Genomic DNA, 13,188 nt, shown 5'->3' with positions numbered 1-13,188 from the left:
TGCAAGCAAGCACCCGGTCTCTTAGATCTGCTCACACAGTTTCAGTGATTTCAAACCGATAGCCCACGCCATAGACAGACGTCAAACAATTGGCATCGGGCTCAATGGCTTGAATTTTTCGGCGCAAATTTTTCACATGCGTGTCAATGGCCCGATCACTGATGTCTCGCAATTCCAAGTGCAAGGCCTCCAGAAGCTGTGCACGCGAAAACACTCGCCCCGGCTGGCTGATGAAAAGCCGCAAGAGTCGGTATTCAAGCGGGGTCAGGTTCAGGCTTTGTCCGCGCCAAGCAATTCGCATGGCTTCATCCTGAATTTCCCAGGGCTTGATGTGTGCTTTGCCGTGACTCTGCGAGCGTCGCAACAAAGCATGCACCCGGGCCATGACTTCACGGGGGCTGAAGGGCTTGCACACGTAATCATCGGCACCTGTATTGAGGCCCAGCAATCGGTCAACTTCGTCCACTCTGGCCGTGATCATCATGATGGGAACATCGCTGAACTGACGGATGGCGCGACACAGGCTCACACCGTCCATGCCTGGCAGCATCACATCGAGCAGCACCAAGTCGGGCATCTGGCGCTGGACAGCATGCAATGCTTGGTTGCCATCGCTCTCAGAGCTGGCACGCCAGCCCTCGTGCGCGAGATAGTCCAGCAACAGCTGTGCAATGCGTGCATCGTCCTCCACAACCAGAATATGACGGGGCTGACTCATACGGCACTCTCTGGCCGGACTGGCAAAACAATCTCGATGCTGAGTCCACCCAAATCTGAAGGCATGGCCTGGATCGTGCCACCATGGGCACTCACAATGGCCTGGCATATGGACAAGCCCAAACCACTGCCCCCTTGGACGCGAGAGCGTGACAAGTCGCAGCGGTAAAGCGGTTCAAAAATGTGCGCCAAGTCTTGCAAGGGCACACTGGGACTGCTGTCTGAAATCATGAGATGTACGCGTTCATTTGAAACTTTCAAACGGATGCGAATTTGCCCAGGCGCATCCGTATAACGCAGGCTATTTTGCAAAATATTGGCCATCAGTTGCTGAATGCGGTCTGCATCCCAGCACACCCGTTGCGATATGTCGTGGCCTTCGTTGAAGACCATCACTAACCCAGCGTCTTGCGCGCGTCGCTGAAAACGTTCGACACATTGCGCCACGCACTCCACCAAATCGAAGTCCGCAAAATGGCACGACAACGTATGGAGGTCGGACAAGGCCAGCAAGTGCAAGTCGTTGACGATTTTTCCAAGCGACAGCACCTCTTCACGCAACACCACCATGGCTTGGTGTTGCATGGGTCGAACGCCATCACACAGAGCTTCAATGTCACCTTGCAACACCGTCAAAGGGGTTCGCAGCTCGTGGGAAATATCAGCCAGCCAGCGTCGGCGAGAGGAGTCCAAGCGTTCCAAGCTCGCGGCCATTTGGTTGATGTTGTGCACCACCTCACCAATTTCATCGCCTACCGATTGAACCCCCAAACCCACGGGTATGCGTGCAGAAAATTTACCTGTCGCCAGCTGTTGCGTCGCCGATTGCACAGCAATCAACGGCCTCACCCAGCGCCGGGAATGCCAAATGGCACCAAACAAGGCCAGCACCACCAACACACCAGAGATCAACACAATGCCCACGTATTGCGCGAATAAAAATCTGGATTGATCACCCAATATGACGCGAGCCGGAACCATGCGGCCCCATGCCACCACCTGACCATGGCTGTGTACGGGGCGAAGCACTTGCGCTGAAATATCAATCTGTGGCCGCCCCAACAGTGTCTGACCGTCAAGACCCACGATGGACAGCCGATTGGGCAAAGCGTCTGGTCCGCCGGGGGGCGGCCCATGCGAACCATTTGGCGGCGGGTTAAGCCAGCCACGATCTTTCCATGGAAAAGGGTCAGGCAAATCGAAAGGCATACCGCTGAAACGGTTGAGCAAGTCATGGATCGACAAGCCACGGTTTTGCAGAACGTCCAGCCCTTCGTTCTGAATTAATTTTTCAACGCCCGCAGTGAGTTGCTCCAAATGTTGAACATCTTTGGCGGCCAAGTATTCGCCAAAGCCTTGACGCAGATTCCATGCAGTGAAGCCTCCAAGTGCCACAACCGCCAATAAGGCAAAGCTGAGCATGAGCAAGGACAGTTTGTGGACGAGGCGCAGATGCATGGGGTGAAGAAAAGTATCTGCTGAGTAAACCTGAACATTGTGAGCAAAGCGTGAAGATTTTCACACACTGCCATCACATTGCCTTTGCAGAATCAGTCTCGGATTGGCGCAAGCAAAGAGGCGCTCCCATTTTTCTTCAAAGGACTTTATGCAGAAAATTTCTGTCTCTTCACTGAAACTGATCGTGCGCTCGGCGGCCTTGACTGCGATGGCCACACCATGCATGGTGTTGGCACAACCCGTTGACGACGATGCTTGGCACGTGAGTGTCGGCATGGGCCTGATCTCGCAACCCAAGTACCCCGGCAGCAGCGACACCCGAATGGGCCCCATGCCAACTTTCAGCGCCACCAAAGGACGCTTTCAAATAGGTGCCCTGCCCGGTGCAGCCGTGCCTTTGGGCCTGGGATACACCTTGTTGCAAGAAGGCCCTTGGCGATTCGGGGTGGGTATCGGCACCAGCCTGGGCAATCCGCGCGGCGGCAACGACGGTTCGAATTTGTCAGGGCTTGGCGAAATAAAACAAACCACCTTAGGCACTGTATCTGGTAGCTACACACAAGGCCCGATGACGACAATGGCCAACCTGATCACCGACATAGGTGGACACGATCAGGGCACACGCGCGACGCTGGATGTGATGTTCAGGACAAGACCGGGTCGCTTGGTCTGGAGTGCCGGGCCCGGTATCACCTGGATGAACAGTCAATATGCACAAACCTACTATGGCGTGACTGCGGCACAAAGCACCAGCTCAGGCTACAGCACCTACCAAGCGTCGGCGGGTGTCAATGCTGTGCGATTGGGTGCGGGTGTCGATTACGAACTCACTCGCGAATGGCGTCTGAGTGCCAAGGCCAGCGTTTCCAAATTGCAAGGCGATGCGGCCAACAGCCCGACGATTGATAAAGGCACCCAATCGAGCTATGGCGTGTTTGCCAACTACCGTTTCTGAGTCTGCGGCAGCATTGGCATGCCCATCCCCAAGGCCTGCGGCGTTGGGGCTTGTTCGGATGCGTAACAAAAGCCAGCGGCTTGTGCCGCCGCTAGTGTTTTGGCTGGCACGTGGCCACCGTAACACCGCATGGAAGCATGGTGTTGTGTGATGCCACGGGGCAGGACGTAGTGATAAATGCCTTGTGGAAACTCGGGTGTCGGGCTGGTCAAGCCATTGCAGCCATCGAGTTGGGTGGGATCGATGCTGCGGCCATGGATGTCGCGATCCCCATAAATCGGAAAACCATCCAAGGCAACGCCGATCATGTGCGACGGCCCGTCGGCGTGATCAACCACAGAAGTCACACACGACGAATACCCGTGGTAGTGGTAACTGTTACCCGAATCAGCAGGGGTCGGATGGCCACCGCATGTGTCCAAAAAATGGGCTGTGATGTTCTGCCCTTTGGTGCCCTTGAAGCTATACGCCACATTGTCATTGAGTGCCGTCGCCCGGTGGCCCGTGATTTCTGCTGCTTTGTAGAGCGTTGCACCAGACACAAGTAGGCCGATGACCCCCGCATTGGTGGGCGTGGTGGATGGCGCTTGGCGAGGGCAAATATTCACACGGATGGGTTCGTGACGACCGGGGCCTTCATAAGCTCGAACCACTAGCGGCATGCGACTGATGGCTGTGCGTGCCACGGCTTGATTTGCGCCTGTGACCTGATTGCGAGCCTGCCCCGTTGTGGGTGGTGACAAATAAAAATCATCCACCGCATGGTTGGGCCTTGCCGCAGGCCAAAGGGTCATGACGCACTCGGAAGGAAAGGTCACCGACATACCTTTCGCCCATGGCGCGCTGCGGTAAACACTGGCCAACGAAAGTGCAGCCTCAGGCTGGGTGAACACGCTCAGTGTGTTGGACACCGGACCTGTTCCCGATGCATTGCTGGCAGCCACAACGCATTCATAACGGGTACCAAGATTGAGCCCATGCACACTGACCGGACTGGCCAGCGCCATGGCAGTGAGGTTTTCGCCAGGTGCGCGGCATGTGACTGTGTAGGCTGCAATGGCAGATTGCCCTGCGGAAAAAGGAGCGATCCACGCCAGACGAACACTGGCCTGCTCAGTCGCTGCATGGATCAGAATCGGAGCTGCGGGAAGTCTGCCCCAGTCACAGCCCGATGACGCAACAGCCATCGCATACAGCAATACCCGAGAGGTCTGCAACAGACGAATCCAACGCATTCACTGGACCACAAATTGCCCCATCAACCCAGCGTCTTCGTGGTTCACCATGTGACAGTGGTACATGAAGGGATAGCGGGTATCGGCGGCCTCGTCAAACTTGGCCACGAAGGTGACCGATTCGCCAAGGGGTATGTGGAAGGTGTCTTTCCATCCCTGTTCATAGTTTTTAACAGCCGCAGCACTTGCGTTGCGAGCCACCAGTTTGAATTGCACGCCGTGGATGTGGAATGAGTGTCCAAAAATATTGCCTGCATGGATGGTCCAAGACTCTGTGCTGCCAAGCTTCACCTCTTGGTTGATCCTGTCCATATTGAACCCCACGTTGTTGAACGTGAATGGGTCCCCTGGGCCACGTGCCGTGATGGTCAACGCGCGTGCGTTCGTGGCCTGTGACGTGTTGGGGTACACATGGCTCACCCAACGGGACGGCATCCGAGTCACCGGCTTGTCTGTAGACGCCACGACTTTGATGTTCAAGACGCTGAATGTTTTGTAATTCAACAAACTGCCAAACTCACCTGCTTGATCGGGCTCATAGCCAGCAAAGCCAAAACTCAAGCCTGCATCTGGGCCGTTGTAGGCATTCAGGTCAAGGGTGTTGCCCACCGCATCGCCCGATAAGTCCAACAGTATTTCGTAACGCTCGCCCGGGGACATGATCAAACGCGTCACAGCCACGGGCGCATTGAGCAAGCCGCCATCGCTGGCCACCACATAAAAGCTGCGACCATCGCTCAGGCCCAGGTTGTAGTCGCGCTCAACCTCCGCATTCAAGAGACGCAAGCGCACCAGTTGTTGAGGCAAGCCCACCTGCGCATTCATCACGCCATTCGACAGCATGTGATCGCCATAGGCCGTGTCGGTGTACTGAAACTGATTGGCCACGCCCTGTACTTTGGTAAAGCGTCGACTGGTCAGCACCAAAGGAATGTCATCCACGCCATAGGTTCTTGGCAGTTCAAGCGCTGCCTCGGCTTCGTCTTGCACAATGATCAAGCCGACCGCCCCGAGGGTGAGTTGCTTTTGGGTCATCTCATGCATGTGGGGGTGGTACCAATAGGTCGCCGCGTTGTTCTTGACGGTGAAGGCATCGGTCAACCAAGTAGCCCCAGCTTTCACCACCTGGTGCGGCCCGCCATCAACAGGCCCAGGCACCAGCAGGCCGTGCCAATGCGTGGTGGTGGGTTCAGCCAATTGGTTGGTGACTTGCATTCTGGCCCGCGACCCTTTTTTCATGACCAAGGTTGGCCCCCCAAAGCCAGCCCCGTTGTAACCATAGGTGTTGGTGTGGGGCCCCTCGCGGTAGGGCACGGTGCTGGCAGACAGTGCCAGGTCAAACGTGGTCACCCCTTGACTGAGCGTGCCGGTATGCAACGGCGCAATGGGCAAAGCGTTGAAGTTGCGGGGCTGATTGGCGTGCGAATCGCTTGAGGGCACAAGGCGTGGGGGCGCATGGCGTGGTGGTGGCCCTATGCATCCCAGAAGAACAGTGGTTGAGGCCAATGCAGAACCCGCCATGAACTTGAGGTGCTCGCGTTTGCCCAGATCGACTGGCTTGTTCAATGTCTTTTTCATGACCACGCACCGATGAATAGATGGGCATTAATTCTGAAAAAAAATTGTGGAGGAATTGCGAAGTTTGATTTGTATTAATTAAATCTCTCAAAATAATTTACACATATTTGCAACACATTTTTTTCTCAGAATAAGAACCAGGACATGCCGTCCTAGCCAACCTCTAGGAGAAAAAATGAACACCCCACGACTGCAAGTGTTACGCGCCGTCATGGCTTCTTGCATGGCGCTGTATGGCATTGCACTTTGCGCTCAACCGACAACAGGTGGAGGTATGCCGCCAGCCCCCCCTCCTGAATCACTGGCAGCCTGCAAGACGCTGAAGTCTGGTCAGGACTGCAATTTTTCGAGCCCACAAGGCACCCTCAAAGGCAGTTGCTGGGCCCCCGAAGGCAAGCCACTGGCCTGTCGGCCATTGAACGCCCCCGAGGGTGGCATGCCTCCTCCCAAATAAATCTCACGCAGTTCACACCATGACTCGCTTTCGTTGCATCAAAACAAGTCTTGCCATCGTCATGCTTGCCTCACTCTGGGGTTGCGGCGGTGGAGGTGGATCTACAACCGCGGAGACGTCTTGTAGTGCATACAGCTCCACGGGCACGACATCCACCAGCAATACGGACACGGGCACAACTGCTGGGGTGTTTTGCAGCTACGCGACCAAAATACAAATCAGCTCTTACTCGGTGTTGAAGGCAGGTACATGTGCCATCGTGACGTGGTCTTGCAGCAGCACAACGCGCTCAGTCAGCGCCAATGGCTTGCCAGACTACACGCTCAGCAGAACCGTCAACAGTGTGAGTGTGACGGACAGTGCATCCAACATAGCTTTCCCCAACGTATACAACCCCAACACCATCGTGGCTCAGAGCGTTTCTAAGTCCATGACATTGACGCCCACCCAAACATCTGCCGTCACAGCCAGCAACAGTGGTACGCAAAAGTTAGGGGTGGCATTGAATGGCATCGTGTTCGACCCGAGCACGGCAGGCACCTGCAACAACTCTGGGACTATTTGCGAATTGGGTGGAGGAAATTACGCTTGGAATATTGAGGCTTTGGGTCAGAGCAGCTTCAAATTTGGAACGGACGACAGCAACGCACACGTGCAGCCCCAGGGAACCTACCACTACCACGGCAATCCTGTACAGCTTGTGACAAAACTCAACCCAACCAAATCGACCACTGGCATGACCCTCATCGGTTGGGCGATAGATGGTTTCCCGATCTATTCACCGTACGGGTATACAGATCCATTGGACACAACTTCTGCGATCAAGGAGATCGTCAGCAGCTACCAACTCCAAACATCCCCTGATGCCAATCGTCCTTCCACCACCACCTACCCTCTAGGAGCCTTCACGCAAGACTATGAATACGTGGCTGGGTCGGGTGATTTAGACGCATGCAACGGTCGCACTGGTAAAACGCCTGAATTTCCCAACGGCACTTACCACTATTACGCCACCAACACCTTCCCTCACCTTCAACGTTGCGTTTATGGAAAGCTCAATTAGCCACGCACATCTCGTCGTCAGGCCCTTCAAAAAATCCACTGCATGGCCGAAGTGGGGGTTGATGGCCACACTGTCATCACTCGTTGTCATGTCGTTGCAAGGCTGTGTTGAGCCACATGCAGCCAGCGTCAACCCAATGTCTCTGAGGGCCAACCAAAGTAGCACCGTAGGAGTGTTGTGTGATTACGCACAAGAAGAATTCAACAGCACGCCATCGGTCAAGGCCACCAGCAAAGCCCGTTGGTCGTGTGAAGGTTCTCGGCGCAAATTGACAGCCAACGGCATTCCCGACCACCCCACGGGCGTTTTTCCCAACCCTGGCAACCCAGAGACGATGTCTGAACAGCGCATTCAAGTCTCGATGCCGTTGTTTCCCGAGGCCACCCCCTCCATCACCCGCAAAGGCGGGCCGCGTGTGATGACGGGCTATGTCCTCAACGGCATCAAGATAGATCCAGGCACTGCGGGCACGTGCAACGATGCAGGCACCCATTGCCCAATGGGGCCAAGTTTTGGGCGTTGGAACATTGAAGCAATGGGCCAATCCTCATTCAACTTCGGCACCGATCCCAGCAATGCACACGTGCAACCGAGTGGCACGTACCACTACCACGGCATTCCAGAAGAGTTTGTGGCCAAGCTCAACAAAGGGGTAGCCATGACACTGATTGGCTGGGCTGGCGATGGATTTCCTATTTATGCGCGCTACGGTTACAGCGTTGCGTCCGACGCTCACTCTGCACTCAAAGTGATGCAGGGCAGCTACCGACTCAAGGCCACACCAGATGCCAATCGGCCCCCGACCAGCTTGTACGCCATGGGCACGTTCGAGCAAGACCGTGAGTATGTGGCAGGACTGGGCGACCTGGATGAATGCAATGGCCGCATAGGGGTGACGCCTGAGTTCCCTCAAGGCATTTACCACTACTACGCCACCGACAGCTACCCCTATTTGCAGCGGTGCATGAAGGGCAAACTATGAGGCATTGCGCTTGAATGCGCCGATGGATGTCTAGACATTCATGCAAGGCGCAGGTGGTGAACGCCTGGCTGTGGATGGTCATGCTGCTTGCCAGCACGACAGTCCACGCACACCTGATGGTGGCTCAGCGCGGCACACTGAACCTGGTTGGCGATGGGGCTTACATGGTGATGTCGCTGCCCACCACGGCGTTCAAAAACATCGATGACGATGGTGATGGGCGACTGTCCTATGTGGAGGGCAATGCACACCGGCGCGAGATTGAGACACAAATACGCGCGGGCGTGCAATTGGCTGGGCCGCAGGGACTGGCCCCTCTACAAGGCGTGATATTCACCCTGTCACCGCCTGACGATGCACCCACGGCACCCGCCCAACAACTGGTGGTGTTGGGGAAATTTACCTTGACGCCGATCAGCGCAGCATGGCAATTCAAGTTGGACCTGTTCGGCAGCCGAGCCGATGAACAAACACAACACGTCACCGTGACACGTGGTGAAGAATCACAACTCATGACCTTCACGCCAGCGCGGCGCACGCTGGAGGTTTTACCCTCTGGCTGGACCGTGTTTGTCGATCAACTGACGCTAGGCGCGGAACACATTTTGACGGGCGCAGACCATGTGTTGTTCTTGCTGGTGGTGCTGGCCGCAGGATGGCGCGTACGACACATGGTGGTGGCCTTGACGTGCTTCACAGCAGGACACGCCGTCACGCTGATCGCTTGCAACGTCTTGGGCTGGACGGCACCTGCTGCGCTGGTAGAGCCCGCCATTGCAGCCACCATTGTGGGCATGGCAGGGTTTGACCGATGGTGCGTGCACCGGGCGCAAACACCCCCAGCAGCGGTGCGGTGGGTCGGCGTGTTTGGCTGTGCCTTGATTCATGGTCTGGGTTTGGCACAGGCGTTCAGCGACTTGGGGCTCAACGGCAGTCGCAAGGTGTTGAGCTTGGCTGGATTTAACCTGGGCATTGAATTGGGACAGCTGGCCGTGGCGATGGCAGCAGTTGCTGCGTTTCAAGCCATGCGTCACTTGTCTGGCAACGCATCGATCAAGCTCGACAACGCTTGGATCTCGTATGGTGCGATGGCTTTGGGCATGGTTTGGTTTTTTGAAAGATTACTCGTCAGCGCTTAAGACGAGCCCCGGGCACTTGCGCCAATATTTTTTTGACGATGTTCCAGCACTCACGCATCGCCATGCAAAGCTACTGTCCCCAGACCATTTGCCCCAACAAGCGCCCAGGTAGCAGCGTGAAGATGCCAGGGGTGACACAGGCCAACCAATACAGATACTGCATGGTCTTTCGGTGCGCGTCATGTGCCCGATGCATCACCGAATGGATGGCAACTGTTGGCGTGAGTTCCATCGTTTCAACTTAGCTTTTCAGTTGGGGGGGTAGCACGGGTGGCGCGTGTCTTGCTCTCTGACTCTGCGGCCAAAGCGCGGAACATTTGGGTGCCCAAGCTCGTGATCAATTGCGGCAATTGATCGGCGGGGATGGTTGTTTTTTTCAGGCTGCCATCCACCAAAAGGGTGGATAAGCCATGCACCGTCGCCCAGGCATGGAGCACCCATGGCTCTGGGTTTCCCTTGGGAACAGCGCCAGCTTTTTGACAAGCTTGAACCGCATCGCATAACAGTTGAAAAGCACGCTCGCCCGCCTGAGCCCGAGCCGCATTTTCTTTGCCATGCAAATCCCCACGAAACATCACCTTGAAGTGTCCGCGGTGAGAGACAGCAAACATGATGTAGGCACACCCCAGAGCTTGCAAGTTGGCTGCTGGCGTTTGTACGGCAGCCTCGCTCGCGTGCCTCATGGCTGATGCAAGCAACTCGAAACCTTCTTGTGCAATGGCTGCCAGCAACTCTGAGCGGTCCGCAAAATGGTGGTAAGGCGCCCCAGGGGAAACACCTGTGCGAACGGCCAAATCTTTCAACGTGAGCGCATCCACCCCACGCTGATCAATGACCTTGAGCGCCGTCTGCACCAACGCACGTCGTAAGTCACCGTGGTGGTAATCGGCCTTCTTGATGCGCATGCCGTTTGACTTGGATGTTTGAGCCAACCCACGCTCCTCTACTTGGATGGTCTCAACATTTTTTCACCACTGCGGGCCACCATGTCTCTGGGGGCCAACCGAACCGAATTGGCGAGCAACCAATTCTTGATGCCAATGATTCGGGTGGGTGCCTGCCCCTGAATGGCCATCAACGCTTGTTCGGCAACTTGTTCGGGTTGAATGGTTTTAGAAAACACGCTGGTTTGTCTGACCGAAGCATCGTCTAATTTGTCAATGAATTGCGTCTCTACCGCGCCAGGGCATAGGGCCACAACATGAACGCCTTTGCCACGGTACTCCGCCCACAGCGCCTCACTGAAACTCAACACAAAGGCCTTGCTGGCCGCATACACGGCCATGTAGGGCGCAGGTTGAAACGCCGCAGTCGATGCCAAGTTCAACACCACACCTGTGCGGCGTTCAAGCATGCGGGGAATGAACGCATGTGTGAGGCTCACAACAGCTGAAACATTCACGGCAATCTCCTCTTGCTCGACTTCCGGTGACAGTGTTTCAAACGGGCCATAGGTCCCCAAGCCCGCGTTGTTCACCAAGATATCCACAACAACGCCTTTGGATGCCAGCTGGCTGTGTAGATGAGCCCCGCAGTTGGGTTGCGACAGGTCCAGCACAACAGCGGTAGCGCTGACGCCGTATTGACGGCTCAGCGCATCCGCCAGTTGCGCAAGCGTTGCCTGAGAACGTGCCACCAGAACAAGGTTGACGCCCTCGGCCCCCAGTCTGGATGCAATGGCTTTTCCGATGCCCGAGGATGCACCGGTGATGAGTGCAGTTTTGCCTTTGAGCTGAGCCATGGTCAGTACCCCATTTGAATTTTGATGGTCGTTGGACTGTCTGCATTCAGCACAAACGAAGCTTCCTTGAACCGAGGGGCTGAAAAAGCAGGTCGCTCATTGTTGGAGGCCGCATACCCCTCTTTGGGCATGCCCACAAAGTTTTTATCCAGCTTGCCATTTTTGTTTTCATCGTGAAAAACGATGGCTGCATAAGTTCCTGAAGCGACATTTTTGAACTCACACGTGGCGCGATTTGCATCAATCGCGACGTGTGTTTCTTGGTAAGCCTTGGCATGGACTTCAGGATAACCATCGGCAGAGTTGAACAACAAACAGCCCACATCTCCGGTAGCGCTGCGAACTTGAGAAACCTCCACGCGCAGGGTTTTGTCAGCCGGTTCAGCCGCCATCGAATGGGTGGTCAAAGCACAAAGAATGAGGGGAAAAACAAAGCGAACAGCACGCATGAAGACACTCCTTTTGAAACAATCTAAGTAAAGTTTAGATTCGATTAAATGCGAATGCCAACAAAAATTAATCACTAATGATTAAAAAAATAGAGCACTTACCCTTGAGGCATTGGCGACACCTGGGCGACATGGGCCATGGATTCCACCCTTGTCACAGGCACGGTGCCCCGTTAGCTTCAGGTCTGTTTTGATTCCTCAGCTCACGTCGGGTTTTCCTCCATGCCTTCCTCCCCCACTTCTTTCGCACTGGCACGCTTCAAGGTGCTGGACTTGACACGCGTTCGCTCGGGACCGACCTGTGTGCGTGTGTTGGCCGACTTTGGGGCCGATGTGATTCGCATCGAATCGCCCCCAGGCGTTGACCCCAACGAAGGGGCTTTGGGTGGGCGCGAGACCTACGACATGCTCAACCTGCACCGCAACAAGCGGGCCATCACGCTGAACTTGAAAGAGCCCGAGGCGCGAGAGATTTTTTACCGGCTGGTGCAAACCGCCGACGTGGTGGTGGAGAACTTTCGCCCGGATGTGAAGTTTCGTTTAGGTCTCGATTACGACAGCCTGGCAGCCATCAACCCACGCATCATCTTGGCCAGTATTTCTGGCTTTGGTGAGGACGGTCCTTACCGCAAGCGCCCAGGCTTTGACCAGATTGCCCAAGGCATGGGCGGCATGATGTCGGTCACGGGCTTGCCCGGCCAAGGCCCAGTGCGCGCAGGGATTGCGATTGCAGATTCAAGTGCCGGCAACTTTGCCGCCATGGGCGTGATGGTGGCGCTGCTGGAGCGCGAAACCTCGGGCCGTGGCCAATGGGTGCAAACCAATTTGCTGCAATCGATGATTGGCCTGTGCGATTTCCAAGCGGCACGCTATTTGATTGATGGCGAGGTGCCACCACAAGCCGGCAACGACCACCCGTTTGCCACGCCCATGGGCACGTTTCAATCGTCCAACGGGCACTTCAACATTGGGGCCTCGGGCACCACGCAGTTTCGTGCGCTGTGCGCCGTGCTCGGGCGCTTGGACCTGCGCGATGAACCGCGCTACCAAACCAACCCAGGGCGCTTGAAAGACCGCAGCTACCTCAACGCCGAACTGAACCGCGCTTTCGCCCAACACACCACCCAGCACTGGGTGGACTGCCTCAATGAAGCCGGTGTGCCCTGTGGCCCGATCTACAACATGCAAGAGGTGTTTGACGATCCACAGGTTCAACATTTGAAGGCAGCCGTCACAGTGCACAACGCCAAGCGCGGTGACATTCGTGTCGTGGCGCAACCCATCACACTCACGCGCACCCCTGCCAGCGTGCGGTCCAGCCAACCCCAACTGGGCGAGCACAACCACGAGGTGCTCACCAGCCTGGGGTACACCGAATCACAAATCGCCACATGGCAAGAAAAAAAGGTCATCTGAC

The 13,188-nt window shown here is 55.8% G+C and carries 14 protein-coding genes; 6 read left to right on the top strand and 8 right to left on the bottom strand.

The window, feature by feature from the left end; genetic code table 11:
* Positions 1-31 precede the first annotated feature (31 nt).
* Positions 32-718 (bottom strand): response regulator, encoded by a 687-nt coding sequence (locus B9Z41_RS00795; protein ID WP_100144030.1) that lies wholly within the window; start codon positions 716-718, stop codon positions 32-34.
* The gene (locus B9Z41_RS00790) at positions 715-2,175 is read right to left on the bottom strand and encodes an ATP-binding protein (protein WP_100144028.1); all 1,461 of its coding nucleotides are present in this window, start codon (positions 2,173-2,175) and stop codon (positions 715-717) included. Before B9Z41_RS00790 ends, B9Z41_RS00795 begins: the two co-directional genes overlap by 4 nt.
* 148 nt (positions 2,176-2,323) lie before the next feature.
* Between B9Z41_RS00790 and B9Z41_RS00785 the strand changes: the two genes are divergently transcribed.
* Positions 2,324-3,130: a MipA/OmpV family protein gene (locus B9Z41_RS00785; protein WP_100144026.1), complete on the top strand. Its 807-nt coding sequence runs from the start codon at positions 2,324-2,326 to the stop codon at positions 3,128-3,130.
* Here B9Z41_RS00785 and B9Z41_RS00780 read toward each other — a convergent pair.
* Together B9Z41_RS00780 and B9Z41_RS00775 are read right to left on the bottom strand one after the other, a co-directional pair.
* Complete coding sequence (locus tag B9Z41_RS00780) at positions 3,118-4,365, bottom strand: YHYH protein (RefSeq protein ID WP_100144024.1); 1,248 nt, start codon at positions 4,363-4,365, stop codon at positions 3,118-3,120. The two genes, B9Z41_RS00785 and B9Z41_RS00780, sit on opposite strands and share 13 nt — an antisense overlap.
* A complete protein-coding gene (locus B9Z41_RS00775) occupies positions 4,366-5,943 on the bottom strand; it encodes a multicopper oxidase family protein (protein WP_100144022.1) in 1,578 nt (525 codons plus the stop codon). It lies immediately after the preceding gene.
* Positions 5,944-6,118: 175 nt separating this feature from the next.
* Here B9Z41_RS00775 and B9Z41_RS16885 point away from each other — a divergent pair, with 175 nt between their 5' ends.
* The 4 genes from B9Z41_RS16885 to B9Z41_RS00755 all read left to right on the top strand — a co-directional run bounded on the left by B9Z41_RS16885 (position 6,119) and on the right by B9Z41_RS00755 (position 9,581).
* The gene (locus B9Z41_RS16885) at positions 6,119-6,397 is read left to right on the top strand and encodes a hypothetical protein (protein WP_143474123.1); all 279 of its coding nucleotides are present in this window, start codon (positions 6,119-6,121) and stop codon (positions 6,395-6,397) included.
* Between the two features lie 19 nt (positions 6,398-6,416).
* The gene (locus B9Z41_RS00765; RefSeq protein ID WP_100144018.1) at positions 6,417-7,460 is read left to right on the top strand and encodes a YHYH protein; all 1,044 of its coding nucleotides are present in this window, start codon (positions 6,417-6,419) and stop codon (positions 7,458-7,460) included.
* A gap of 61 nt (positions 7,461-7,521) precedes the next feature.
* The gene (locus B9Z41_RS00760; protein ID WP_199172906.1) at positions 7,522-8,442 is read left to right on the top strand and encodes a YHYH protein; all 921 of its coding nucleotides are present in this window, start codon (positions 7,522-7,524) and stop codon (positions 8,440-8,442) included.
* A 26-nt stretch (positions 8,443-8,468) separates the two neighbouring features.
* On the top strand, positions 8,469-9,581 hold the full coding sequence (locus tag B9Z41_RS00755; RefSeq protein WP_158236102.1) for a HupE/UreJ family protein: 1,113 nt from the start codon (positions 8,469-8,471) through the stop codon (positions 9,579-9,581).
* A gap of 70 nt (positions 9,582-9,651) precedes the next feature.
* Here B9Z41_RS00755 and B9Z41_RS17000 read toward each other — a convergent pair whose 3' ends face one another.
* The 4 genes from B9Z41_RS17000 to B9Z41_RS00740 are packed head-to-tail and all read right to left on the bottom strand — an operon-like array spanning position 9,652 to position 11,771.
* Entirely contained in the window at positions 9,652-9,813 is a 162-nt protein-coding gene (locus B9Z41_RS17000; protein WP_158236101.1) for a hypothetical protein, read from the bottom strand.
* 4 nt (positions 9,814-9,817) lie between these two features.
* On the bottom strand, positions 9,818-10,513 hold the full coding sequence (locus B9Z41_RS00750; RefSeq protein WP_100144012.1) for a TetR/AcrR family transcriptional regulator: 696 nt from the start codon (positions 10,511-10,513) through the stop codon (positions 9,818-9,820).
* An 11-nt stretch (positions 10,514-10,524) separates the two neighbouring features.
* Entirely contained in the window at positions 10,525-11,322 is a 798-nt protein-coding gene (locus tag B9Z41_RS00745) for an SDR family oxidoreductase (RefSeq protein WP_100144010.1), read from the bottom strand.
* A 2-nt stretch (positions 11,323-11,324) separates the two neighbouring features.
* Entirely contained in the window at positions 11,325-11,771 is a 447-nt protein-coding gene (locus tag B9Z41_RS00740) for a DUF2141 domain-containing protein (protein WP_100144008.1), read from the bottom strand.
* A 222-nt stretch (positions 11,772-11,993) separates the two neighbouring features.
* On the opposite strand from B9Z41_RS00740, the gene B9Z41_RS00735 reads away from it, so the two are divergent.
* Positions 11,994-13,187 (top strand): CaiB/BaiF CoA-transferase family protein, encoded by a 1,194-nt coding sequence (locus tag B9Z41_RS00735; protein ID WP_100144006.1) that lies wholly within the window; start codon positions 11,994-11,996, stop codon positions 13,185-13,187.
* The last annotated feature ends 1 nt before the right edge of the window (position 13,188 follow it).

This window comes from Limnohabitans sp. JirII-31, assembly GCF_002778315.1.
Classification (GTDB): Bacteria; Pseudomonadota; Gammaproteobacteria; order Burkholderiales; family Burkholderiaceae_C; genus Limnohabitans.
This window is presented reverse-complemented; position numbering and strand designations above follow the sequence as displayed.